The sequence below is a fragment of the Pullulanibacillus pueri genome (assembly GCF_014639255.1).
Classification (GTDB): Bacteria; Bacillota; Bacilli; order Bacillales; family Sporolactobacillaceae; genus Pullulanibacillus; species Pullulanibacillus pueri.
Window position 1 is genome coordinate 44,499 of record NZ_BMFV01000002.1, and the last position, 25,319, is coordinate 69,817.

The following is a 25,319-nucleotide window of genomic DNA, read 5'->3' on the forward strand; positions in this document are numbered from 1 at the left end:
TCTTTTTTTCACGCTTTTCATTCCTACGAAGAGGGTTGAATTTGCAATCCCCTCAAGATTGATGTGGGATAAAGAGTGTTTAAAAAGAACCTGGACCAAAACGACAGCCAATGATTCTCAATCGGCTCCACTCTTTCGTTATCATTTCTGATAAAAAAAGAACGACCATCCCGTAATTAATACCTTAGGATTGTCGTTCAAATTTTATTACTCACTTCTTGACCCAGCCCTACCCTTTAAACCTAAACGGATAAAAAAGACTTACACAGGGGCCTTCACTTTCGAAATCGAAAGGAATTCCGTGCATTTTACTAAGTCACTGAATACGGCACTGGCCGTAGCGTTTCCTCCAGCCCCAGGTCCCTTTAATGTAAGTGTGCCCAGAAGGTCTGTGTGCAGTGTTACCGCATTATCGACGCCTTCTACCCCATAAAGCGGATGTTCATTATCAATTAATTGTGGTTTGACACTGGCCTCAACTTCGCCGTCATCATTTAGTGTAGCTTCAGCAATTAACTTGTAACGATTGCCTCGAAGGGCTTCGACTTCAATATCAACAGCGCTAATAGAATGAATGCCTGTAACGGGAACCTCTGACCATGCAGGGGTTTGACCGAATATCGTTTGACAGAGAATCATCAACTTATAAAAGGCATCTGTCCCAAGAATATCATTTGAAGGATCTGCCTCCGCGTACCCAAGCGATTGCGCCAAGGCAAGGGCTTCCTCAAATGAATGACTCTCCGTCCGCATATCACTCAAAATGAAATTGGCTGTACCGTTTAAAACCCCTTCAACCTTAGAAATGCGATTCACATGCAGTAGGTCGATGAGTGTCCTCATGATTGGAATACCACCAGCAACAGTAGCTTCATAACCAACCGTTGTCGCGTTCTTCCCTGCTAACTTTTTTAATAAGTCTCCCTTTTGAGCAAATAGAACTTTATTCGCTGTTATGACTGGGAGACCTTTCTCCAATGCTTTAGATAGATAAGAAAAAGCAGGCTCCACTCCAACAATGGCTTCAATGACCACGTCTATTTCTGGATTTGAAAGCACCTGATCAATTTGCGTTGTTATTCGTGTAAAACTATCAATCTCTCGTTTCTTATTTTTATCTTTTATCACAATATCAGTAATACGAATTTCCTGACCAATAAGCTTCTTGAATGCTTCACGGCGGGTATGAATGAGCCGATAAACCGCAGAGCCTACTGTTCCAAATCCGATTAACGCGACATTAAGTGTCATTTCGAACCTCCTACCTTTTCTCTCTATAAAAAATTAACCATTTAAAACTACATTTTGCTCGAAGGCTTGATTCAAATCACGAATAAGGTCCTCTACGGATTCAATACCAACCGATAACCGTACAAGGTCTTCGGTGACCCCTGTTTTTTTCAAATCCTCAGCATTTAGCTGTTGATGAGTGGTAGAGGCAGGATGGATGATGAGTGATTTGGCATCCCCAACGTTAGCAAGATGGGACCATAAGGAAACGGCATCAATAACCTTCCGCCCTGCTTCACGCCCGCCTTTTATCCCAAAAATGACAATTGAACCATATGCATCATCAAAATATTTTTCGGCTAACGCATGAGAAGGATGGCTCTCCAGACTCGGATGGGACACCCAATCAACCTGAGGATGACTGACAAGAAATTCAACAATTTTTTCAGCATTCTTATTATGAGCAGGCATTCTTAAATGCAAAGTTTCCAGTCCTTGTAAAAGCAAGAAAGCATTAAACGGGCTTAAACTCGCGCCAATGTCTCTAAGAAGTTGTACGCGAAGTTTGGTTATAAAGGCTGCAGCTCCAATGTCTTGAGCATAGCGTATCCCATGGTAGCTTTCATCTGGCTCAGTAAAGCCAGGGAATTTTTCGCTGTTCCAATCAAACTGACCACCATCAATAACGAGGCCACCAATAGAGCTTCCGTGTCCTCCAATCCACTTTGTTGCAGAGTGAATCACAATATCTGCTCCCCATTCGATAGGACGGCAAACATATGGCGTAGCAAAGGTGCTATCCACGATTAGAGGAAGGCCGGCCTGATGCGCAATGTCAGCTACCCTCTCGATATCAAGGACATTTAAGCTCGGATTACCAATAATCTCTCCATATAAAGCTTTCGTATTGGGCTGTATAGCTTCTTTAAAGTTTTCAGGATCTGTGGCATCAACAAAAGTCACCTCAATGCCATAATTGGGGAGAGTGGCAGAGAACAAATTATAGGTTCCGCCATAAAGATCTGTAGCCGCGACAATATGATCACCCGCCCCCGCAATATTTAAGATAGATAAGGTAATCGCAGCCATTCCTGAAGACAAGGCGAGTGCCCCAACCCCTTTTTCAAGTAGGGCTATTCTTTTTTCCAAAACGTCGGTTGTTGGATTCATAATTCGAGTATAAATATTTCCTGGTTCTTCTAGAGCGAAAAGAGCCTGAGCATGATCAGTGTCTCTAAAAGTATAAGAAGATGTCTGATAAATGGGGACAGCTCTTGAACCTGTCGTCGGATCAGGTTCTTGCCCTCCGTGAACTGCTAACGTTTCTAAGCCAAGGTTTTCTAATTGCGCCATTCTTATCACTCTCCCTAAAAATTTTTTAAAAAGCAATATTATAAAAACTCAGCGTATACGTCTCCCTCATTCTGAGACTTCGATTTGTTTTGTGAAAAGAGACATAAGAAAATTTGGCTATCGCCAAGCCTTAATGGCGATAGCCTAAGCTACACTTATAAAGCCTCCATAAAATGATACATTTTGACGATATAAAAAAACTCTCTATTTTCTGATAAGAGAGGGCTTAAACCACTCTTATCTTCCAGGCTTTTACCTGTAGGAATTAGCACCTTTCCGAATACGCTCATTCGGGGTTGCTGGGCTTCATCGGGCCAGTCCCTCCACCTCTCAAGATAAGAGAAAACTTTTATGGAATTGGAATTGAATGTTTCCCCATGCTTAATAAGCCTATATGTATGCTGGCGAATAGATGAGGTCAACACTCGGCTTAAAATAAAAAAACCTCTGATAGACAGAGGGAGATACCTGATATGCACCTCTTATCTACCAAGCTACCGCTTGCAGGATTTAGCACCTTTCCGAAATACCTCTCGGGGGTTGCCGGGTTTCACAGGGCCAGTCCCTCCACCTCTCTGGATAAGTCAAACACACTTAAAATTCAATTTATTATATGTGAAACTATAGCAAACCAATTTCTTATTGTCAACAGATGTTAAAGATAATTTCAATCTTTTTTCCTAATGTTTCACTAAACTTGATTGTTGGCCAGTCAATAAAAACAAGGACTCAAGAGCTAATAAATGATGAAGATTGCCATCAATATTTAAGTTCCCTTCAGATTCCAATAACATTAACCGCTCACTGCCATTCATGAGGGACTCTACAAATTGACTTGGTCCATAAACACTGATGTCAACCACCTCTGGTTTAACATCGGAGACCTCACAAGTACCATTTTTAAAACAAAGCCATGTCTGTTCTTCGTTATCTTTGATCTCCACTACAATATTACGATTTTTATACAATGGCTGTAATACTGCCTTTTTTGTCAAAGTATCTGCAAATTGTTTTGAAGCCTCTTTTAACATTTAGTCACCCCATTTGGAATTACTTAGATCTGCTTTTAATGTGAAAGCCACTCACTCTTATTTTTATTGTCTTCCTTTAGTTTATACATAAAAGTTTATTTTACTGTAAATAAGTAATTTTTTTGTTTTTTATTAACGTAAAGACTCGGATTCAATATTGAGATCTCGTGAATCATTAATATCATGGGTAGCAAATGGGGTTGCCGTCTTAGGTTGAGGTTCTTGACTTGATGTTTCTTCATCGTTAGATTCTGAAGCTTCGGGTTCTGGGTCCGTTTCCGCTATACTTTGAGCCATATTTCTCATTTCTCCGATGGTCATTTCCTTCACTTGATCAAGCGTAAATTCTGTCGAGTTCCCGAATAAAGTTTGATAAAGCATATACTTTCCTACTGTTAATCCGTATTTCCGAGCAATGTTTCGACTTTCCTCTGAAGCATGAAGGATGGCAAAATGAGTATTCCTCTCACGTAGTAACTGCTCCTTTTGCGTTCGATTTAGAACATCAGTCAATTGACTTTCAAAATGACTGTGCTCTTGTTTTTTCACCTTATCGGTCACAACTGTACTCATGACGATCTCTCCATCACGATCGACATATCCCTGCTGAATCAGCGAATCAATCACCTTATCTGTAAAAGTCTCTATTGAGGGATGTGCCTCCATATCCTCACTCTTAAGAAGGGCTTTAGCCTCATCATTTAGGGGTTCAACAGAAAGCACCTTCATATGCCTATTAATGCTTGCCTCTAGCCCTGGATCGACATCATAACTTACATAGGCTACAACTTTATTATTGAAATAAAGCTGAAGGACAAGAAGAATGATGGCCAAGAGAAGGACGCTATACATAATAAGGACAGGAAAACGTCTTATAGACAATAAATTGGGGTGAAAATGGGCACTTGAAATATGTTGACCTACCTTCAAATTAACTGCAGCTTTTTTTAGTCGAACGGAATGAAAACAGCCATCTTCTGTTAAAACGACTGCCTTTTGCTTCTTTTTTGAGATAATAATGCCGCGGGTCAATGCGCTCCCCCCCACTTATGTATGTCATTACCTTACCATACTAAGGGGTTTGCCCCAACCATATTGCCCCTTAGAAGGTTTCGGGCTCAACATATGGTTGCAAGGCATAAAAACCACCAAGATATATAAGTGATAAGGCTATTATATACTTTCGATTTCTCTCTATGGTTTTACGACTACAGGAGACATATTGTAATAATTCTTTGATGGGAAGTTGCTTTTTTTCCTTTAAATAGCTGACTAATGCCTGATTTGAAACAAGGATATTGGCAATTTTTTTAGCATTTTCCCTGGCATCAATATGCTTAGGACAATGCTTACTCAAACTCTTAAAGGTGATCCCATAGTCCTTTAACATTTCTTCATAAGCCTCAATCTGTTCAAGGCGTTCTGTAATTTGTTTTTGCTCTTCAAAATATTCAATTGCTGCTTTTTGTTCAATAAAGCTTTCCTCTTGTTGTGTGTCGTCTTCGATCTCTGTATGCACAAGATGAATCGCTTTGTTTCGTCGTGACTCTTTCCGAATATAATCAATGATTCGTCTCCGAATCACCATATCTGCAAAGGTCAAAAATTTGCTTCCTTGCCCGGTTTTATATTGATTAATCGCCTCATTAAAGGCAAATAAGCCAATACTATATTCATCCATTGAATGGTCAATAAATCGATTACAGACCTTAGAAACAACCTTTTTTATAAATGGCTGATAAACCTTGATGATTTTATCTCTTAAATGTTCATCACCAATTTGAATTAATTGTATTCTCTCTTCAAGCGTTACTGCTGGCATTTTTGTCTTTGTTATTGTTTGCACAGTGGTTTCACCTCTCATTATTAAAAGCTTGAAAGGATAATAATAAAGATTCCTTTTTGTGATCCGTATAATGTCTTTTCCCCTGGATCTTTTTTCTCTATGTCTTTCTTTATACCACTGTTTGCGCGTTAACAAGTATACAGTTTAATGACAAAAAGAAGATTGGCTTTAAACTCTTGTAATAATTGTTATAAAGTAATACTAAGCCTCTCTCATTTTTTTCTTTCAAACCGAAGCTTGGCTCACTCTCTACTTTATTTATTATAACTATTCATACTTTTTATAGAGCTCATAAAGTTTTGTTACAGATTCAAAAGCATAAAGCTTTTGCATCACGTGTCCATCCTTTATAAAAACCAAGCAAGGTACACTCTCAACCTGCCATTCCTCAATGTACGCCTGCCATTCCTCTGCTCTACAAATAAAAGTAGGCAACGCTTTTCCGTTCATTGTTTCCAATGTTAACGTTAAAAGTTGTTCGGCGAGCTGGCAAGTCCCACAAAATGGGGTCTTAAAAAAGAGGACATGAGTGCCTTTAGGTTTATTCGTTTTATAGGCCTCGATGGCTAATTCGTCCAAAAAAATCACCTCTGCTTTAGAAATGTGAAGTTATCCTTTTGTAACAATTGTAGCATCCTTGACTTTTTATTTCCCCTAATCCACTTCGGGCTTTTTGAGATTGCTCTAAAATTCGCCTTTTCTCAAAAAACTTTTTCATTCCTTCCTCAGTCTGCTTTCAAGCTTTAAAAAAGCTTCATCCGGATCATTTTTTGCTATTGATATAGATTGCGACATAACGAGAAGGCGCACACATACCAATCAAAGGAGAAACTCACAAGAGAGCGTTGCGCTTGCACATAAGAAGCCGTCGGCTAAGAAAAACTGGGCGAAAAGCATGCCCCTTCCTTATTAAAACACTGAATAAGATTTTAATCCCAAAAGGCACCGGCAGCAGCCCTGTTGATCGGAACGGAAGGCGCGAGATTCGGAACACTTATACAGAGTGTGTTCCTCAGCGCCGCTGACTCACGGATGCCTAAACTTGAGTCCTTCGGGAACGGGGCCATCGTGACTTCACGAGTAAACGTCGAGGTGTTCCGAGAAAGCTGACGACGAAGCGATACGAGCAGACACAGGAACAGGTGACTTTTAATCATAAATACTTTGGAACACACAGATTAACCATTCCAAAATGAACTGTGGCCACTAAGGAACGATCGGCTAAAAACGTCACGTCATTAAGGAACTTCGACTAAAGCCGTCACATCGGTGTGACAACGTCGAAGCTAGCACCTCAAGCACCCCAAAAAGTAAAGAGCACTTTTCGGGGACCCCGATTACCACCCCAAAAAGTAAAGAGCACTTTTCGGGGACCCCGATGGTGCGTCGAACGTCGACCCTACCCACATCTAAAAATCGTAAAAATACGATTTTTCTGCGAGGATGATTCTCTTAGCAGCTATCCTTAGTCGTGTGGGCATGAGGAAAGCGAGCGCTCTGGAGCGGAAGTCCGCACTGTCCTGATGACCAAAAATTTATACCTTCAGACCTTTAAAAAAACCTTCCACAAGGGAAGGCTTTTACCTAGTCTTCTTCATTAATGACTTTTTCGTAATCTTCAGGAGATAATAACTTTTCAACATCACCGAGATCATTAGGTTCAATCTCAATCATCCACGCTTTTTCATAGGGAGATTCATTGACGAATTCAGGTGAATCCTCTAATTCCTCGTTAACTGCAACAACCTTACCACTAATCGGAGCATAAAGTTCGGACACCGTCTTTACAGATTCTACGCTACCAAAAGCAGCATCTGCTTCAATGTCATCTCCGACTTCAGGAAGTTCAACGAAAACAATATCCCCTAGTTCGTCCTGAGCAAAATCTGTGATTCCAATCTTGACGGTCTGGCCTTCTGTTTTTACCCACTCATGTTCTTCTGAATAGCGTAGATCCTTTGGTACATTTAGCACGTTCATTTCCATACTCCCTCCGTGATGAATAACTTCCTCTTCATCATATCGAGTTATTAGCTTTCTAGCAAGACACTAAAGCCATGTCTTTTGAAAAATATCTTCTTTAAAACCGACGGTCACCTTTTTATCATTATCAGTCACAATCGGGCGTTTGATAAGCATCCCATCTGAAGCCAACCAATCTAAGAGTTCATCAAGAGAGGAAGTCTCCATTTTCTCCTTCATTCCTAAATCTCTATAACGTCTTCCACTTGTGTTAAAAAATTTTTTAATAGGCAAGCCGCTTATTTCATGTAACTTTTGTAACTCCACTTTACTCGGTGGAGACTCAACGATGGGGACTTCATGATACTCTATAGAATGTTCATCCAACCACTTCTTCGCTTTCCTACAGGTTCCGCACCCCGAATAGCCATAAAACGTTAAACTCATGTTCTACTCTCCTTTTCTCGCTTATTAGCCCTTTAATTCCTCACGATTTTTATAGATTTTATGTATTTCATCGGTAAGGTTTTGATCTGCTTTTATAAGAACAAGCATTAAAGCCAAATGCTCCGTTAATACTTCTGCACTTCCGATATCAAGATCACGAATCCGTAAAGAGTCATCACTAAGCTTTTCAATTTCTAAAAGTCCTCCAGAACTCCCAGAAGTGAGTCGAGCAGTGTATTGTCCTTGGTCATCCTCCTTCAATGTTATTGTGAAGTCACCTAATTGGATCTCTTTTAGAACCTTTGCCAAATTATCGCCTCCATAACAACTCATTAATAAACATAGTATACCAAAAAAAACGACAATTCTTTAATAAAATATTTCATCCATATTGTCACCTATTGGAATTCCCGAAAAAATCAAGTTCCTTCTCAGTGTTCTCCGCGGGTAGCAAAGTTATAGCCCCAAAGCAAAAAAAAGATCCACAGCATCGTGTGGATCCTAATTAAGGAATGTGATGTTTAAAACGTGTCAGTGAAATGAGATTTTATTAGCCGACATAGGCGTTAGCTTCAATCAAAACCCCTGCAATATCACGCTTTTTAGCGATAACGTTAACTGGGGTAAAACGCGTCAGTTTCTTTAAAGCTGATAACAACATTCTCAATTGATCGCCCTCTTCTACAGCAATCAAAGATTCCTTCGCTAACGTTTCAATCGTTTGGAAAGCCTCTTGCACGAAAACCTGGGTCATCAATAGTTTATGGTGACTCTTATCAACACCTGATTGAGCTATTGCTTTTTCAGTGCGTAAAATGACAGATTCCATAGCATAGATTTGACCCACAATATCAGCAACATTGGCTAGCAATTCTTGTTCATTTTCGAGAGCAGTACCAAATTTTTGAACGCCAAGTCCAGCCGCCATTAAAAAGATTTTCTTAGCATTTTTAAGCAAGTATTTTTCTTGCTCAAGCGGTTCACTTCCCGGTTCCTCTGGCATAAGCATCATTAATTCTTCTTGAAGCGTTTGTGCCTTTTGAAGAAGTGGAAGTTCTCCTTTCATCGCTTTTCTGAGAAGCTGCGAAGGCACTAGGAGGCGATTAATTTCATTCGTTCCTTCAAAGATACGATTTATACGTGAATCACGGTACATGGTCTCAACAGCATATTCAGACATGTACCCATAGCCACCATGAATTTGGACGGCCTCATCAGCAATATAATCCAATGCTTCTGAAGCAAAGACTTTATTAAGTGAGCACTCGATAGCATACTCAGCAATCGTTTGCGCTACTTTAGCGCCATCCTTCTCATCTTCCTCAGTGAAGTGATCCATGCGATCAGCAAACATCCCCACTGTTCGATAGACGGAGCTTTCTGTTGCGTAAGCTTTTATAGCCATATTCGCGAGTTTATTTTGTATTAGGGCAAAGCTTGAAATTGGTCGCTTAAATTGCTGCCGCTCATTGGCGTAACGAACGGAAACCGTCACCGCTTCTTTACACCCACCAACACAACCAACTGCTAGCTTATAACGACCAATGTTTAGAATATTAAAGGCAATTTTATGACCTTTACCAATCTCACCTAATACATTCTCTTTTGGAACAGCGACATCCTCTAGAATGAGGGTCCGTGTCGAAGAGGCCTTAATCCCCATTTTCTTTTCTTCTGGTCCTGTTGTCACCCCATCATAAGTACTCTCCACAATAAATGCAGTAAACTTTTCACCATCCACTTTTGCGTAGACAACAAAGACATGAGCAAATCCAGAATTCGTGATCCATTGTTTTTGACCATTTAAAATATAATGTGTGCCTGCTTCATTGAGCTTCGCTGTTGTTTTTGCACCAAGTGCATCCGAACCCGATCCCGGTTCAGTAAGCGCATATGCGGCGAATTTTTCACCTGTGGCTAAACTTGGTAAGTATTTATGCTTTTGTTCTTCTGTTCCAAAAAGAACAATAGGCAGTGAACCGATCCCAACGTGAGCCCCAAAGCTCAAAGAGAAGGAGCGTGAAGGCGCAAACTTTTCAGTAATGAGTCCAGAGGTGACTTTGTCCAAGCCAATCCCGCCATACGCTTCAGGAACATCTGCGCCTAATAGCCCCAGGTCTCCCGCTTGTTTAAGAAGTTTCGTCGTCAGTTCTAAATCCTGCTTTTCAAGTGTTTCTAAATGTGGCATTACCTCTTTTCTGACAAAGTCATCTGCTGTCTTTGCCATTAATTTTTGTTCATCACTCATATCCTCAGGCACAAAGATCTGATCAGCGGTGATCTCTTCAACTAAGAAGGAACCCCCTTTGATTTCTTGTGTTGTCTTCCCCATGTTTCAACCCTCCATTTATTTTTAATTGCTGAACACTCTTAAAAAAATGCATTAAAGGATTTCAAAAACCCCTGCTGCGCCCATCCCACCACCAATACACATGGTGACAAGACCAAATTGAACGCCACGCCTTTTAGCTTCATAGATACAAGATAATGTTAATTTCGTGCCCGTACAGCCTAAAGGATGACCAAGAGCAATGGCACCACCATTCACGTTGACGATGTCTTCATCGAGCTCAAGTGCTCTGATGACCTGAATGGATTGAGAGGCAAAGGCTTCGTTTAATTCCACGAGTCCGATGTCTTTAATGGAAAGGCCCGCTTGTCGAAGAGCCTTAGGCACTGCTTCAACTGGACCGATTCCCATAATTTCTGGTGGGACTCCCGTCACTGCGAAAGAACGGAACTTTGCCAGCGGTTGTAGTCCTTCACTCTCAGCCTTTTCTCTCTCCATGACTAAAACCGCCGCCCCCCCATCGGAAGTTTGCGAAGAATTCCCAGCCGTCACTGACCCTTTGATATGAAAGGCAGGTCGAAGTTTTGCTAGTGCTTCAAGTGAAGTATCCCGTCTTACCCCTTCATCATGCTCAAAGGTGAACGTTTTTTCTTGCCGTAGGTTATCCTCATCTATCCATGCTTGAGTGACCTCCACAGGGACGATCTCCTCGACAAATTTATTTTCATCAAGCGCTCTTGCCGCCCTTTGATGACTTCTCAAAGCAAAAGCATCTTGTTCTTCACGTGAAATCTTGTATTTGTTCGCTACTGCTTCAGCTGTGTGTCCCATGCCTATATAATATTCTGGGGCTGTCTCTGCCAACGTTTTATTCGGCTTAATCACATGCCCTCCCATGGGAACTAAACTCATGCTTTCTACCCCACCAGCAATGATAGCTTCAGAGGCCCCGAGCATTATGCGTTCAGCAGCGTAGGCAATGGTTTGTAGACCCGATGAACAATAACGGTTGATTGTCACAGCGGGCGTTGTCTCAGGCAATCCGGCTAAAGCCCCAATCTGCCGTGCCACATTCAATCCTTGCTCCGCCTCTGGCATCGCACACCCAATAATGAGGTCATCAATAGACCCCTCATATCCTGAGCGTCTGAGCGTCTCTTTAACAGCAATGGCTCCCAAGTCATCAGGGCGAACAGTTGCTAGACTTCCTTTATTGGCCTTTCCGACCGGCGTCCTTGCCCCAGCCACGATCACAGCTTCCTTCATCTCTCCTTCACCCCTTTTAATTGCGTAATGGTTTTCCTTTCATCAACATATGTTGCATTCTTGCCTGAGTTTTGGGTTCGCCTAACAGACTTAAAAACGCTTCACGTTCGAGATCCAACATATATTGCTCAGTAATCAATGTCCCTTGTGGTACGTTTCCTCCGGATAAAACCGTAGCCAGTTTTTTGGCAATCTTCACATCATGATCAGAAGCATAACCCGAGAGTCTCATCGCTTCAACCCCCATAATCATTGCAGCATAGCCCGCTTCTCCTGAAACTGGAAATTTCCGTGGGATAGGCGGCGTGTAGCCTTCTGAAAACATGTTAAGCACGCGTTGTTTGGCGTCATGAATGAGATGATCACCGTTAACAGATATCCCGTCCTGCGGTCGTAAAAAGCCCAGTTTTTTTGCCTCTTCACCAGACGTTGACACTTTGGCTGTCGCAATTAATTCGAAGACTTGATTTGTGATTTTTGTAAGGTCAACAGATACCCCTTCAGGAATACGATCCAGATATCTGAAGTAAAGCTCTTTGTTACCGCCGCCGCCAGGAATTAAACCGACGCCAAATTCGACAAATCCCATATAGGTTTCCATCGAGGCTTGAATACCACTGGCAGGAATACTGACTTCAACACCACCACCAAGAGCCATACTAAAAGGCGCAACAACCACCGGCCGCTCAGCATATTTCAATTGCATCATTGTCTTATGAAATTGGCGGACAACCATATCGAGTTCAAAGAAGTTATCATCTTGTGCTTCCATTAACATTAAGGCTATATTGGCACCCACGCAAAAGTTTTTCCCTTGGTTCCCAATGACAAGACCTTTGTAATTTTTTTCTACTTCTTCAATCGATTTTTGAATCATTTGCAGGACATCTAATCCTAAAGCATTATTAGGGGAAGTGAATTCTAAACAAGCCACATCATCCCCAATATCTATCAAACTTGCCCCCGCATTTTTCATAATGACACGGTCTTGCCTTTTTAATAATTTGAGATTGATCGTTTTTGGATGTGGCAGAATCTGAAGATATTTCCCCTCCGCATAATAAGCGAGACCACCACTTTCTTCCTTATAAAAAGAAGTATGACCTGCAGCCAGCATCTCTTCAATCCAGTCGGGAATCGCCTCGCCCTCTTTTTTCATACGCTCAACAGACGTCTCAAGTCCAAGCGCATCCCATGTTTCAAAAGGACCTAACTCCCAACCAAACCCCCATTTCATCGCTAAATCAATGTCATAAATTCGATCGGCAATTTCCTTATACTTCTCTGCCGCATAAAGGAACACGCGCTTGAATATCGGCCACAATATCTCTCCAGCTTGGTCACCGGAGTATGCAAGCGCTTTAATTTTTTGGCGCGTTGATTTTAATTGTTTGGCTTGTAGCATAGAGGGCGCCTGCAACTTGTTTCGAGGTTCGTATTCCAGCGTTTGATAATTTAACTGTAAAATGTCTTTTCCCTTTTTCAAATAAAAGCCTTGCTTTGCCTTACTGCCTATCCAGCCTTTTTCCACCATTGTTTGGATAAAATCAGGGATTTCGAATACAGCTTTTTCACTCTCATCTGAGACCTGCTCGCGCACGTTATTAGCAACATGAACGAAGGTGTCTAACCCAACAACATCCAGTGTTCTAAAAGTCGCACTCTTTGGTCGACCAATTAAAGGGCCAGATACTGAGTCTATTTCTCCAATGGTAAAGCCACCTTTTATCATTTCTTCGACAGTGACTTGAAGTCCGTAAGTACCGATACGATTGGCAATAAAATTAGGTGTATCCTTACAAACAACAACACCTTTACCTAGTACATCTTCGCCAAATGTTTTCATGTATTCAACAACATCATTTTTTGTATATTCCGTTGGGATAATTTCGAGAAGCTTTAAGTAACGTGGTGGATTAAAGAAGTGGGTACCTAAAAAATGAGCTTTAAAATCATCAGAGCAATCTGCAGACATATCATGAATAGAAATTCCTGAAGTATTTGAGCTCACAATAGTTCCCGGTTTCCTATGCGCATCCACCTTTTCAAACACTTTCTTCTTAACCTCTAGGTTCTCAACTACAACCTCAATGATCCAATCCACTTCATTTAAAGCCTCAAGATCATCTTCTAAATTGCCTACTGTAATGAGATCTATATTCTCTTTTACCGTAAGAGCAGCAGGCTTCTGCTTTGTTAAACTTTTTAAGGATTGATTAACAATACGATTTCGAACAGCTTTATCTTGGAGTGTTAAACCTTTAGCCTTTTCGGCAGCAGTGACTTCGTTAGGCACAATATCAAGTAACGTTGTGGGAATCCCGACGTTGACAAGATGAGCCGCAATAGACGAACCCATGACCCCAGAGCCAATGACCGCTGCCTTGCGTATACGCTTCATGCTTTAAAACCTCCTCTGGTGAAACTTGAATGAATACTCATTCATTTCTTTTTTAAGTATAATATAAGTTTTTAATGTTCGCAATCCTTTTGCAGAATAATCTTTAGTCCAGATAAGAAAATCCGGATGAAATATGTCCTTTCCAACAAGTGGATTGGAGTGAAAAACGTCAGATTCGGAACACTTATACTCAGTGTCTTCCTTAGCGCCGCCGACTCACGGATGATATTTAGTACCTTCGTGTTCACACACCAAGGTTGTCGCTAAAAGCCTTAGTTGTGCTGTGCATAAAAGGTTTTCCACAAAAGGTTGCCCTTTGTCGTTTTAATTAACTTAAGGCTTCAACCCTCTCCATATCAGTATTATGCTCTTAATGGACTAATATTCCTTGCATACTTTCCTTCTCTCAGCTCACATTAACTATTGAAGCGATTTTTGCTTTTCACCAACAAAGGGGGAACATTGAGATGAACCAGCAGCAGCAAGCACAAGGCCAGCAGGCTTACATGCCACAACCGCCAGCGATCATTTCTACTAAGGATCACTTATATCTTGAAGACATGTTATCTTGGAATTTAAATGCCATTAAAAAGGCTCACTTTTTTGCACAAAATGTCCAAGATCCTGATATTCAACGCGCCATTACCCAAATGGCTCAAATGCACCAACGGCATTATCAAACGTTGCTCAATCATATTCAACAGCATTTGCAAACCACCCAGCAACCGGCGCAAACGAATCAAATGGGAGGCATGCAATAATGGCATCTAAAATTCAAAATCCAAGTACAAGCGTACCGAAAACGCCTCAGATGAATGACCGCGACTTTATCAATGATTGTCTTATGACAGAGAAGTATTTAACCACGTCTTATGCCGTTGCTCTCCACGAGATGAGCCATCAGGCCTTGTATCAGGATTTATCGACCATATTTCAGGAAACTGAAAAATGCCAACGTGACATGTATAACCTTATGTTCCAAAAAGGTTGGTATGGCATTGAGGGTGAAGATGTTCAAAAGCTTCAACAGAGTTATCAAAAATTCTCTCAATATGCTAACAATCAATTCCCAAATCAAGGGGCGATTCAATAACAGTACGAGACATAAAACGTGTGGAAGGTTAGGCTTCCATGCGTTTTTTTAAACGACAAAAGTATAACTTAATGGAGGACTTTATAAGGGCAACTTTGGCTTATCGCATTAAGCTTGGCGTTAGCCAAGTTTTCCCACGACTTCCTTAGCCATTTAGCAGGTATTGTTCCTTCGAGTATCGAAATATAGAAAGGAAAGGGTTTTATCCTATCCCTTGTACATATTCAATTTTTTTTGCAGGAGGAAGATAAAAGTGGGAGATCAAAGACTTATCACACCCAATGATTTAACGCAATTACAATTTGTAAGTACACCTTCGCTTGCCCCTAATGGTGAACATGTTGTTTATACATTAACGCAAACGAATACAGACCTTAATGGTTATGAATCAGCCCTCTGGCATATCCAGCCAAACGAGCGTCCTACACCATTGACTACTTACCATACTGATGGAAAACTGATAAAAGAACACTCCCCTATTTGGAACCATGATGGAAAATGGATCTATTTTCTCTCTAACCGTACTGAAAAACAACAAGTTTGGTGTATACCGATGTCAGGTGGAGAAGCACAACAAATGACCGCATTTGATGAAGGCGTGAATGGTTTTGTCCTTTCGCCAAAGGGGAAGCAATTGGTCTGTGAGATCAGTGTTTCAGAAAAGGACGCTATTGAAGAGACTAACGAGGACGTCGTGGTCATCGATCGTCTCAGATATATGGCGAATGGAAGTGGTTTTATAAAAACCTACACTCACCTCGTGCTTTTTGATTTAGAAACACAGGAAACAACGGCCTTAACTTCGGGACAATACAACGCCAAATCCCCTTGCTTTACGCCACGTGGAGATGCAATCATTTTCCTAAAATCACGAGAAGCCCCTGAATTACAGGGCTATTTTAATGATATTTATCAATTGAACCTAATGACAAATGAAGAAGTCTTACTCTATAAAGGAAAAGGCTCTGTTTATGATCCCAGCGTATCACCCGATGGCAAATGGCTAGCCTTTTGTGGGCATGAGGGCGGCGAAATCAGTCCTGATAATACCGGGCTTTGGGTCTTACCTTTAGACACCCCAACTGCCTCTCCCCTGCAACTGACGCGTCATTGGGATCGGCCTGTAGGAAATTATGTCGGTGCCGATGCTAGCTTTGATGATGGCTATGAATATAAGTGGAATGATGACAGTCAAGCGCTCACCTTTATAACAACAGTTGGCGGAAATTGTTTTTTAAAGCAGGTCAACTTAAAAGGTGAGGTCAGTGATGTCTTATCACCAGAAAATAGTGTGATCACTTCCTTCGATCAGAACAAGGAGAGGATCACTTTTGTCAAAGCGACACCCTTGTCTCCTGGCGACATCTACTTGTTTTCAGAAGAAAAAACAACCCCATTAACTGATCATAATCAGAAACTTCTCGAATCCCTTTTACTTGCTCAGCCTGAACATTTTTCCTATACAGGGGCAGAGGGTTGGGAAATTGAAGGTTGGATTCTGCTCCCTCCTCACAGTCCAAAGACCAAAGCGAGTATTCCTGTTGTGCTTCAAATTCATGGAGGGCCACACACGGCATACGGCAATGCTTTTCATCATGAATTTCAATGTATTGCAGCTGAGGGCTATGCTGTCGTCTATACCAATCCCCGAGGTAGCCAAGGTTATGGAAGAGCTTTTACCGCTGCGTGCATCGGAGACTGGGGTAAAAAGGATCAAGAGGATATTCTCCTAGGTCTTGACTACGCCTTAAAGCATTATCAACAGCTTGATCCAGAACGTCAATATGTCACAGGAGGAAGCTATGGTGGCTTCATGACAAATACCATTATTACGTGTACGAACCGTTTTAAAGCGGCAGTGACTCAGCGCTGTATTAGTAATATGTACAGCTTCTTCGGCACAAGTGATATCGGGTATTTTTTTGCAAAAGGACAATTGGGCGAGGCAGATCTTTGGAAAGATGAGGATGCAGTTTTAGAGGTTTCACCTATTCGCCATGCTCGAAATGTAACAACGCCAACATGTATTATTCATAGTGAAGAGGATTTAAGGTGTCCGATCGAGCAAGCCGAGCAATGGTATGTTGCACTCCGTCGCTTGGGTGTCGATACCCGCTTTGTCCGGTTTAAAGGAGAAAATCATGAACTGTCTCGATCTGGAAAACCTAAAAATCGTTTAACCCGATTAAGTGAAATCATCGATTGGTTTAACCGTTACAATTCAAAAAAGAATAAATAATATAGTAGTCATTAAGAAAAACCGGGCGAAAAGCATGCCCAATCCTCATTCAGTTGGCATTAAAATGTTTTTTACCAAAATGCTTCTTCAGTATTAAGTGGCTTGGAGCGGAAATCCGCACCGTCCTGATGACCAGAAATTTTATACTTTCTTATTTTTTAAAAAGGAAGACAGGCATCACGTAAAGTGACCTCTCTTCCTTTCTTTATGTTAGGCTGAAATGCTCGCGTCATCCGTTCTATCTCGTTTTACTTGTCGTTTATGCCTTAAGGTTAGCGTCACCACTGTTCCTGCTAAGAGAAAGACACCAAAGCAAGCCAGAACGAACGCATGATGCCACAATAACCCTTGCTGTCCACCAGCGACAATATTGCGGAAGCCCGCTATACTATAGTTCATTGGCAGCCAATGATGAAAATCATAAAGGGCTGATGGCAATAATTCAATCGGATAGGTTCCGCCTGTTGTCGTAAGCTGCAATACAAGGATCAAAATGACTAAGAAACGCCCCGGCTCACCTAATAAGGTTGTGAAAAATTGAATAATCGTCATGAATACTAAGCTGGTTAACACACTAAAGGCAATAAATACACCGGGATCTGAGACCCGTAAGCCAATGGCAAAAAAGATAATTGCATCAGCTATCAGCGCTTGAACAATGCCGACAACGCCGATAAACATATATTTTCCAAGTGCCCATGACACACCATTTTTAGGACGTATAGCAGGAGTAACGACATCATAAATCACCGTGAGGAGTAATGCCCCCACAAATAAACCAAGCGATAAAAAGTAAGGAGTAAATCCTACACCATATTTATCAACACCGCCTGATGATTTCTCCGCCTTTAAAGGCTCTGAAAACATGTTTGCATTCTGATCTCCTAGATTCGCGTTGTCTGTTTGTTTAGCAGCATCACCAAGATTATCTGCTAATTCTCCAGAGCCCTTGTGGATCGTCTTCATGCCTTTGGATAAATCTGAGGCTCCGTCCGTTAACTGATTTTGACCACTGTTCAACGTAGTGAGTCCTGCCTGGAGTTTTTCCATGTTTTTATTGAGTGATTGACTGCCCTTTACTAATTGCTCCTGAGCACTGTTTAATTGCCCCATACTTGCAACTAATGTTCCCCACTGTTGATTTAACTGCTGAGAACCCTCAGCAAGCTGCTCTGCGCCATCAGCTAACTGTGTGGTAGCATTAGGAAGTTTATTGATATTTTGTTGTAGAACCGTTAAACCACTAGAAAGCTGTTGGAGATTAGCATTGAGTTCATTAAATCCATCTAACAGCTGTTTTTGTCCATCGGTGAGTTGTTGAATCGCATCTGGAAACTTACTGAGGCTAGCGAGCAATGTCGCTGGATTGGCTTCACTGTTGCTGCCGCTATTTAGTTGCTTGATGCCCTCTAGGATTCCATCTAACTCTTTTTGTTGTTCAGGCGTTAAATCCTGCTTATTTTTAGTGCTAAAATCTTCTATGGTGCTAAAAATTTTCTGAGAACCTGTGATATAGCGATTCATGTTATCTAATTGTGTTTGAATATCTTTTAACGGCAGAGTGGCCTGATTAAGCGCTGCAAGATTTTTGTACTCCGCCTGCATTCCTTTTGAAAGTTCGTCAAGACCGTCGGCAAGCTTCTGCCCCTTTAATTGACCAATCATTGTTTGATTACCCTTGACGAGCTGTTGAATGCCGTTATTCAATGCTTGGGTCTTTCCAGCAAGTGTCTGCGTGCCCTCAGCGAGTGCATTCACCTTCGATGTATTATTTTTAGTTGTCTCATAAAGCTTCTGTGTCCCAGATTCTGATTGGACTAAGCCATTTTCTAAATCACTGGAACCCGAGGCGAGCTGTGCTGCCCCGTCCTCAAGTTGAATGCCAGCATCATTTAATTCAGTCAAATGACTTTTTAAAGTGTTTAAACCCTCTAATTCTTCTTGGGTGCCACTAGAAAGTTTACCCGCACCCTTACTTGCCGTTTTCAACCCTGCAGCTAATTGATCAATTTCGGAAAACATATTGTCTGTATACGTTTTTGTTAATTGATGGTTCAGTTTTTCTTTGATCTCTTTTGCACCGTTATCTGTAATCTGTGAAGCAATGTAGTTATAGCCACTATTTAAGCGATATTCAAATTTAGGCTGAACCGTTTTATGATCAAGAACCGTCGTAGCATCCTTTGAAAAATCCTTTGGGATGGTGATCGTCATATAATACTGATTATCCTTCATCTCTTGATCGGCCTTTTTTTGACTGACAAAATGCCAGTCAAAACTGTCATTCTTTTTGAGTTCTTTAACGAGATCATTCCCGATATTTACTTCTTTTCCAGCGAGTGTTGCTCCTCCATCTTCATTAACGATGGCAACCGGCAAATGTTCCGTTCGATCATAAGGAGACCAAAAGGCCCACAGAAACATCCCACTATAAATAATGGGGATAAGTGCAATGGCTGAAATAAAAATAATATGTTTCTTATTTCTAAAAAAACCTTTCCATTCAGATAAAAAAGTTCTAAACATGTTAGTTAACCACCCTTGTTGATTTTTGACTATATTAGTCATTTGGTCATTTTAAACCAAAAAAAACGCTGTAGGTTAGTGTTTGAGCGTCTCTCTCAAAGACCCAGCACGGCTCTTTTTGATAAGCCCTTATTCACCCACTCGCGGCTTTAGCCCAAAAACCAAATAGCGTTCAAGTAATTCCGCCACTTCTTGGCTGCTCAAAGGTTCCTCGTTTTCTTCCCAATCAAAAACAAGTGCAATATACAAATGTAACATCACAAAGGCTGTTTTACGAGGATCACACGGCACAATTTTCCCCTTTGCAATAGCCGATTGCAAATAACGCTCGATGAACAGTAAAATTTCTGCCTCAAACCAGTCAAGCGCCCCTTTTGCTTTCTCTGTACCAATTTCACGAACCTCTTGGGATAGCTTTAACGTCAAGTGATGTTCCTTACGAAACTCAAGGACTTCAAATAAGGCACGATGCAGATTATCAAAAAAAGAGTCTTGAGAATGAATCGCCTTTTCCGCACGTTCCTTCATCACATTGATAAGATTTTCTATAATTTCATTAAATAGCTCTTCTTTAGTTTTAAAAAAGGTGTAAATGGTTCCTTTGGCTACCCCTGCAAGCTTTGCCACTTGATCCATCGTCGTCCCTTTATATCCAAACAAGCCAAAAGAGCGCTCGGCAGCAGCAACGATTCTTTGCCGTTTATCGATACGATCCCCTCCCTTATTATGACTAAATGAACAAATTAGTCATTATTTACATTACATCAATGTATCATAGAAATGACGAAAAAACAATCAATAACATGATGACCTAAACCTTCAATTAAGTCAGCTATTATTATCGCATATGTATGTGTGCCCGGTCTTATTGTTACCCACGAAGAAGCGCTTGATCCAGAAGCCAAAGTTGCCCTAAGGTCTTCCATAAAGTGATACATTCTTATACTTTAAAAAGGTACCATCAATGATGGCACCTTCGAATGCTTTACTTTTTATATTTATCCGTAAGTAAATAAATTAATTTGGAATAACTAGAACTTGTCCAGGAAAAATCATGGCTGTAGACAAATTATTTGTTTTCATAATACTCTTGACCGAAGTATCATTTAATAAGGCAATATCCCAAAGCGTATCCCCATTTTTCACGGTATAATTGGACTTCGGTTTTTTGACAACCTTGGCTGTTGGTAAGTCGGCTTTGACCGATGAGGAACCTATTGTTGGAATCTTTAGCTTTTGTCCTGGGAAAATAATGTAAGAAGAAAGCTTATTATATATTTTAATATCATCAACAGAAACCTTGTAATTTACGGCTATATCCCATAGCGTATCATTCTTCTTAACGACATAGGTACGGTTAGCCGTCGAAGCTTTACTTGCAGTACTTGATGTTTTGGAAGTTGACGTCTTTACCTCTGTATTCGTTTTTTCAGAAAGTTGGACGGGCTTCACGCTTAATTTTTGGCCTGGTTGAATAACATCGGAAGTTAACTGATTCCATTGCTTAATTTGCGAGACAGAAACATCATATTTAACTGCAATGGCCCATAAGCTATCCCCCGATTTGACTGTATAAGAAGAACCCGAACTCTGATCCTTCGTTGATGATGAAGCCACGGTTTGCGTTACATTTTTTGACGAACTTGAAAGTGTAAGTTTTTGTCCGGGATAAATAATATCTGACTGTAAATGATTAAGTGATTTAATCTTATCAATGGATAGGTTGACCTGCTGGCTAATTGTCCATAAGGAATCTCCTGATTTTACAGTGTAACTTGAACTTGATTTTGTTGACGTTTGGCTTACAGTGGGTTGAACATTCTTATTGGCCGTTTGTGTAGAAGAAGTGATCACCCTTCGCGCTGTCACATAAGTTGGCGCCCAGTACCAGGATGTGATATCAGAGTAGGAAATGCCATGATCAACAAGGGCACTCATCATTTGATTATTTCCAGTGTAAATCCCCACGTGATCAATCACACCATTTTTATCTGTGTCAAAAAAAACAAGATCACCTTTTTGAAGGTTTGCCTTATCCACTGCTTTTCCAACCAAGGCTTGTTGTTGCGAAGTCCGTGGCAAATTGATCCCTATTTTTTTAAAGACTGTTGCTGTAAAAGAAGAACAATCAAATTGAGACGTATCTCCAATAGCCGCTCCATATGTATAAGGGGTTCCTAAATAATTTGCTCCATACTTTATTACATCATCACTATCGCTTGCAAATGCGACACCGTTAGCTGTTAAAAAAATACCACCGACAACAGCAAAAGGGATGACCTTTTTCATTCCCCTAACCTCCTAGTTTAAAACTTAAAAATCGTTCTCTATATTCATTATCGTCAATGAATATATCCTTTTTTAGTAGTTTATCATATAAATAGTGCTTTTGGGGGAATAATTTTCCTCTATACACAAAAAAACGACAAACCGTCACCTTTCTCTCCTATTTTCTACTACATTCAGTGAGATTTTTGGCAAAAAAAGACTACTAATCTGAGATTAGTAGATTGGATAAGGTATGGAGATTAGAGAGAACATGAAAAACATAATGATAGATCCTTAGATATAGATTCCATGTAGCACTGGCCCCGCCTACGCCAAGTACCGTGGCAACCACATATGCTGCCCTTCCTAACTCCATTATATTGAAAGCGCTTTCTTTTGTCAACAGATTTTTGAAAATTGTTTATGCCCTATTTTGACGTGGTTTCCGAAGCAAACACAATAGACCAGCAATCAGAAATAAACACCCCGGTAACAGTGCAATGAACATAGATATAAAGGTCATCACTACAGCTGATCCAATAAAAAGAAGCCCTGCAAGCAAAGGTTTTCTATTCTTATAAATGATGATCACAGCAATAAGTCCAATCACAAAACCTATAATGGAGGCGATAACTAAGAGTCCCCCCGCCTTTCCCATAAGATCTGCGACTTTCATGACATCTTCTGGGGCCACTTTAGGATCTGCCTTTTGATGTTCTAGCAATTGTCTTTTAAAACTGTCTCCCATAGCAAAAAAGCCTACGAGCGTCATTAGTCCTGATACTACAAGTCCAATGATTCCAAGAACCATTTCAACGATACGTTTCAAGTAGCACCACTCCTCCTCTTCAAGTTATGCACGCTTTAGTCTTTCATGCTCCATTTCGTCTATCCCTTCCATGTCATATTAACTTAACGCTTAATGCATTTCATTTCTAAAAATATTATAAGTATAGCATTTTCTGCCGTTCAATAAATTGACACATAAATTGTAACCACTTACAATATAATTATTATTATATTTCTGAAATCGCTATAGGTTGTCAATATTCCTTATCCTTTTTGCAAAAGGCATACACGAGAAGACGAAGTGTTTCCGTCTATGTACCTACTAATGAATGACGCACTCGTTGCGAATCGTGTGGAAAGGTACAAGCATTAATAATCAGGTAGAGGTGATGTGAAGTGGTAAATGAATCCAAGAATCTTGATACTCTATTGAAAGAAAGTCGAACATTTAAGCCTAACCCCGAATTCACTCAACAAGCCAATTTTAATGATCCGAATGTCTACGCAGAAGCAGAAAAAGACCCTGAAGGCTATTGGGCAAAACAGGCTGACTATATCACTTGGTTTGAACCTTATAATAAAGTCCTAGAATGGCATCCACCGCATGCTAAATGGTTCCTTGGTGGAAAACTGAATGCTGCTTATAATTGCGTTGATCGTCATCGCGAGGGTCACAGAAAAAATAAAGCTGCCCTTATATGGGAAGGTGAAAAAGGGAGCAGTAAAATATACACCTACGATATGCTTGGACGGGAGGTCGATAAAGCTGCCCATATGCTTAAAGATTTAGGGATTGAGAAAGGTGACCGTGTGGCAGTTTACCTCCCCATGGTGCCAGAACTTCCTATTACTCTACTTGCTTGTGCAAAGATTGGCGCCATTCATACTGTTGTATTTGCTGGCTTTTCTTCAAAATCGCTTCAAGACCGCATTGAAGATGCAGATGCAAAGCTATTAGTTACAGCAGATGCCAGTTGGCGACGTGGCAAACAAGTTCCTTTAAAACAATTTGCTGATGAAGCTGTTAGAGGAACAGCGGTAAAACATATCCTCGTCGTAAATGCCGTTGGAGATGAAGCAGATTTCTCAATGAAAGAGGGACGTGACCTTTATTGGGATGAGCAGATCGCTAAAGCCTCCAAGGCTCCCTATCCGGCAGAACCGATGGATGCTGAGGATATTCTTTATTTATTATACACCTCTGGCACGACAGGTAAGCCCAAAGGTATCGTCCACACAACCGGGGGTTACATGGTTGGTGTTAATCATTCACTACGGAGTGTTTTCGATATTAAAGATGAAGATATCTTCTTCTGCAGTGCTGATATCGGTTGGGTGACTGGACATACTTATATTGTCTATGGTCCGCTTTCAGCCGGTGCCACGGTAGTTATGTATGAGGGGGCGCCTGACTATCCTGAGCGTGATCGCTTCTGGGATATCATTGAAAAATATGGCGTCACTACCTTCTATACAGCCCCAACATCCATTCGTACGTTTATGAAATGGGGACCTGAATATCTTGAAAAACATGATCTGAGCAGTTTAAGACTGCTTGGGACAGTTGGTGAACCAATTAATCCTGAGGCTTGGATGTGGTTCCATAAGTACGTTGGCAATGAAAAACTCCCTATAGTCGATACGTGGTGGCAAACGGAAACAGGGTGTGCGATGGTTGCTCCTCTCCCTGGTCTAACAACAACAAAGCCAGGGTCTGCGACTCGGCCATTACCTGGTATTATTGCTGATGTCGTTGATGAAGAAGGCAACTCAGTGGATTATAATAGTGGTGGAACCCTCGTTATCAAACACCCTTGGCCTTCTATGCTCCGTACGGTTTGGGGAGATGATGAGCGATTCAAAAACACTTATTTTGGTCAATATCCTGAATGGTACCTTCCTGGCGATGGTGCCCATAAAGATGAGGACGGCTATATTTGGATTTTAGGTCGATTGGATGATGTCATTAATGTTTCTGGTCATCGCATCGGAACGATGGAAGTTGAAAGTGCGATCGTTGGGCACCCTGCCGTTGCTGAAGCCGCTGTTATTGGAAGAGATGATGCCATTAAAGGGCAAGCGATCTCCGCCTTTGTCACACTTAAAGAAGGCTATGATCCAACAGATCAGCTGATCAATGACATCAAAGCTAAGGTTTCTGAGGAAATCGGTAAGATGGCGCGTCCTGAGGAAATCTACTTTACTGGCGATTTGCCTAAGACAAGAAGTGGAAAAATTATTCGTCGTTTGCTCCGTAATATCGCCGAAGGGAAAGACCTTGGAGATACGACTTCCCTTGCAGATCAAAGCGTCGTTGAACAACTTCAACGTCTTTATAAAGGTTAAAATACACTTATTCCGACAGCACCACTATATGGTGCTGTTTTTTTATTTTGCGCTATTATATATGTTGGCATCTAACAACCATTGAAGTTGTTGCTTATCTCAGAAGCATGGCCTTAGTTGTTGAAGGACATTGCGACGTAATGCATTGGTCGATTTCCGCTCCAGGTATTTTGCGGAGCACGAGTTATCATGAACGAAACTAGCCCCTTACTCGTAAAAAGAAGGAGATTTT

The 25,319-nt window shown here is 41.0% G+C and carries 20 protein-coding genes and 2 riboswitches; of the genes, 4 read left to right on the plus strand and 16 right to left on the minus strand.

What is annotated here, in order from left to right; genetic code table 11:
• Positions 1-261 precede the first annotated feature (261 nt).
• The 12 genes from IEV91_RS02105 to IEV91_RS02160 all read right to left on the minus strand — a co-directional run bounded on the left by IEV91_RS02105 (position 262) and on the right by IEV91_RS02160 (position 13,826).
• On the minus strand, positions 262-1,251 hold the full coding sequence (locus IEV91_RS02105) for a homoserine dehydrogenase (RefSeq protein ID WP_188495596.1): 990 nt from the start codon (positions 1,249-1,251) through the stop codon (positions 262-264).
• 33 nt (positions 1,252-1,284) lie between these two features.
• On the minus strand, positions 1,285-2,583 hold the full coding sequence (locus IEV91_RS02110) for an O-acetylhomoserine aminocarboxypropyltransferase/cysteine synthase family protein (protein ID WP_188495598.1): 1,299 nt from the start codon (positions 2,581-2,583) through the stop codon (positions 1,285-1,287).
• A 234-nt stretch (positions 2,584-2,817) separates the two neighbouring features.
• Positions 2,818-2,925, minus strand: a riboswitch (SAM riboswitch).
• Positions 2,926-3,062: 137 nt separating this feature from the next.
• A riboswitch (SAM riboswitch) is annotated at positions 3,063-3,169 on the minus strand.
• A 94-nt stretch (positions 3,170-3,263) separates the two neighbouring features.
• Positions 3,264-3,614, minus strand: a complete 351-nt coding sequence (locus tag IEV91_RS02115; protein WP_188495600.1) for an SCP2 sterol-binding domain-containing protein — start codon at positions 3,612-3,614, stop codon at positions 3,264-3,266.
• Between the two features lie 132 nt (positions 3,615-3,746).
• Positions 3,747-4,646: an anti-sigma-I factor RsgI family protein gene (locus tag IEV91_RS02120; RefSeq protein WP_188495602.1), complete on the minus strand. Its 900-nt coding sequence runs from the start codon at positions 4,644-4,646 to the stop codon at positions 3,747-3,749.
• A gap of 70 nt (positions 4,647-4,716) precedes the next feature.
• On the minus strand, positions 4,717-5,460 hold the full coding sequence (gene sigI, locus IEV91_RS02125) for an RNA polymerase sigma-I factor (protein WP_229745363.1): 744 nt from the start codon (positions 5,458-5,460) through the stop codon (positions 4,717-4,719).
• A gap of 267 nt (positions 5,461-5,727) precedes the next feature.
• Positions 5,728-6,039, minus strand: a complete 312-nt coding sequence (locus tag IEV91_RS02130) for a thioredoxin family protein (RefSeq protein WP_188495605.1) — start codon at positions 6,037-6,039, stop codon at positions 5,728-5,730.
• Between the two features lie 1,005 nt (positions 6,040-7,044).
• Positions 7,045-7,440, minus strand: coding sequence for a glycine cleavage system protein GcvH (gene gcvH, locus IEV91_RS02135; RefSeq protein ID WP_188495607.1), 396 nt, complete (start codon positions 7,438-7,440; stop codon positions 7,045-7,047).
• A gap of 69 nt (positions 7,441-7,509) precedes the next feature.
• A complete protein-coding gene (locus IEV91_RS02140; protein ID WP_188495608.1) occupies positions 7,510-7,869 on the minus strand; it encodes an arsenate reductase family protein in 360 nt (119 codons plus the stop codon).
• A 24-nt stretch (positions 7,870-7,893) separates the two neighbouring features.
• Positions 7,894-8,178, minus strand: a complete 285-nt coding sequence (locus tag IEV91_RS02145; RefSeq protein WP_188495610.1) for a hypothetical protein — start codon at positions 8,176-8,178, stop codon at positions 7,894-7,896.
• Between the two features lie 241 nt (positions 8,179-8,419).
• Positions 8,420-10,201 carry an acyl-CoA dehydrogenase FadE gene (locus tag IEV91_RS02150; protein WP_188495612.1) on the minus strand — a complete coding sequence of 594 codons (1,782 nt, stop codon included), beginning with the start codon at positions 10,199-10,201 and terminating at the stop codon, positions 8,420-8,422.
• A gap of 51 nt (positions 10,202-10,252) precedes the next feature.
• Positions 10,253-11,425 carry an acetyl-CoA C-acetyltransferase gene (locus tag IEV91_RS02155; RefSeq protein WP_188495614.1) on the minus strand — a complete coding sequence of 391 codons (1,173 nt, stop codon included), beginning with the start codon at positions 11,423-11,425 and terminating at the stop codon, positions 10,253-10,255.
• Positions 11,426-11,441: 16 nt separating this feature from the next.
• Positions 11,442-13,826: a 3-hydroxyacyl-CoA dehydrogenase/enoyl-CoA hydratase family protein gene (locus IEV91_RS02160; protein WP_188495616.1), complete on the minus strand. Its 2,385-nt coding sequence runs from the start codon at positions 13,824-13,826 to the stop codon at positions 11,442-11,444.
• Positions 13,827-14,293: 467 nt separating this feature from the next.
• On the opposite strand from IEV91_RS02160, the gene IEV91_RS02165 reads away from it, so the two are divergent.
• The 3 genes from IEV91_RS02165 (at position 14,294) to IEV91_RS02175 (ending at position 17,158) form a co-directional block, all read left to right on the plus strand.
• Complete coding sequence (locus tag IEV91_RS02165) at positions 14,294-14,587, plus strand: ferritin-like domain-containing protein (protein ID WP_188495618.1); 294 nt, start codon at positions 14,294-14,296, stop codon at positions 14,585-14,587.
• Positions 14,587-14,919 carry a spore coat protein gene (locus IEV91_RS02170; RefSeq protein ID WP_188495620.1) on the plus strand — a complete coding sequence of 111 codons (333 nt, stop codon included), beginning with the start codon at positions 14,587-14,589 and terminating at the stop codon, positions 14,917-14,919. The genes IEV91_RS02165 and IEV91_RS02170 overlap by 1 nt, the downstream gene beginning before the upstream one ends.
• A 253-nt stretch (positions 14,920-15,172) precedes the next feature.
• Positions 15,173-17,158 carry a S9 family peptidase gene (locus tag IEV91_RS02175; protein WP_188495622.1) on the plus strand — a complete coding sequence of 662 codons (1,986 nt, stop codon included), beginning with the start codon at positions 15,173-15,175 and terminating at the stop codon, positions 17,156-17,158.
• A gap of 210 nt (positions 17,159-17,368) precedes the next feature.
• On the opposite strand, the gene IEV91_RS02180 is transcribed toward IEV91_RS02175, so the two are convergent.
• The 4 genes from IEV91_RS02180 to IEV91_RS02195 form a co-directional block, all read right to left on the minus strand.
• Positions 17,369-19,684 carry a YhgE/Pip domain-containing protein gene (locus tag IEV91_RS02180; RefSeq protein WP_188495624.1) on the minus strand — a complete coding sequence of 772 codons (2,316 nt, stop codon included), beginning with the start codon at positions 19,682-19,684 and terminating at the stop codon, positions 17,369-17,371.
• A 129-nt stretch (positions 19,685-19,813) separates the two neighbouring features.
• Positions 19,814-20,392 carry a TetR/AcrR family transcriptional regulator gene (locus tag IEV91_RS02185; RefSeq protein ID WP_188495911.1) on the minus strand — a complete coding sequence of 193 codons (579 nt, stop codon included), beginning with the start codon at positions 20,390-20,392 and terminating at the stop codon, positions 19,814-19,816.
• Positions 20,393-20,701: 309 nt separating this feature from the next.
• Positions 20,702-21,973, minus strand: a complete 1,272-nt coding sequence (locus IEV91_RS02190; protein WP_188495626.1) for a LysM peptidoglycan-binding domain-containing protein — start codon at positions 21,971-21,973, stop codon at positions 20,702-20,704.
• Between the two features lie 400 nt (positions 21,974-22,373).
• Positions 22,374-22,781 (minus strand): DUF4064 domain-containing protein, encoded by a 408-nt coding sequence (locus IEV91_RS02195; protein ID WP_188495628.1) that lies wholly within the window; start codon positions 22,779-22,781, stop codon positions 22,374-22,376.
• Between the two features lie 356 nt (positions 22,782-23,137).
• On the opposite strand from IEV91_RS02195, the gene acs reads away from it, so the two are divergent.
• Complete coding sequence (gene acs, locus IEV91_RS02200; protein ID WP_188495630.1) at positions 23,138-25,087, plus strand: acetate--CoA ligase; 1,950 nt, start codon at positions 23,138-23,140, stop codon at positions 25,085-25,087.
• Positions 25,088-25,319 lie beyond the last annotated feature (232 nt).

What these genes read in the sequence shown, in the direction of transcription:
- IEV91_RS02105 (WP_188495596.1), bottom strand. Translation starts at nt 1,251, where the DNA reads ATGACACTTAATGTCGCGTTAATCGGATTTGGAACAGTAGGCTCTGCG.
- IEV91_RS02110 (WP_188495598.1), bottom strand. Translation starts at nt 2,583, where the DNA reads ATGGCGCAATTAGAAAACCTTGGCTTAGAAACGTTAGCAGTTCACGGA.
- IEV91_RS02115 (WP_188495600.1), bottom strand. Translation starts at nt 3,614, where the DNA reads ATGTTAAAAGAGGCTTCAAAACAATTTGCAGATACTTTGACAAAAAAG.
- gcvH (WP_188495607.1), bottom strand. Translation starts at nt 7,440, where the DNA reads ATGAACGTGCTAAATGTACCAAAGGATCTACGCTATTCAGAAGAACAT.
- IEV91_RS02140 (WP_188495608.1), bottom strand. Translation starts at nt 7,869, where the DNA reads ATGAGTTTAACGTTTTATGGCTATTCGGGGTGCGGAACCTGTAGGAAA.
- IEV91_RS02150 (WP_188495612.1), bottom strand. Translation starts at nt 10,201, where the DNA reads ATGGGGAAGACAACACAAGAAATCAAAGGGGGTTCCTTCTTAGTTGAA.
- IEV91_RS02155 (WP_188495614.1), bottom strand. Translation starts at nt 11,425, where the DNA reads ATGAAGGAAGCTGTGATCGTGGCTGGGGCAAGGACGCCGGTCGGAAAG.
- IEV91_RS02160 (WP_188495616.1), bottom strand. Translation starts at nt 13,826, where the DNA reads ATGAAGCGTATACGCAAGGCAGCGGTCATTGGCTCTGGGGTCATGGGT.
- IEV91_RS02165 (WP_188495618.1), top strand. Translation starts at nt 14,294, where the DNA reads ATGAACCAGCAGCAGCAAGCACAAGGCCAGCAGGCTTACATGCCACAA.
- IEV91_RS02170 (WP_188495620.1), top strand. Translation starts at nt 14,587, where the DNA reads ATGGCATCTAAAATTCAAAATCCAAGTACAAGCGTACCGAAAACGCCT.
- IEV91_RS02180 (WP_188495624.1), bottom strand. Translation starts at nt 19,684, where the DNA reads ATGTTTAGAACTTTTTTATCTGAATGGAAAGGTTTTTTTAGAAATAAG.
- IEV91_RS02190 (WP_188495626.1), bottom strand. Translation starts at nt 21,973, where the DNA reads ATGAAAAAGGTCATCCCTTTTGCTGTTGTCGGTGGTATTTTTTTAACA.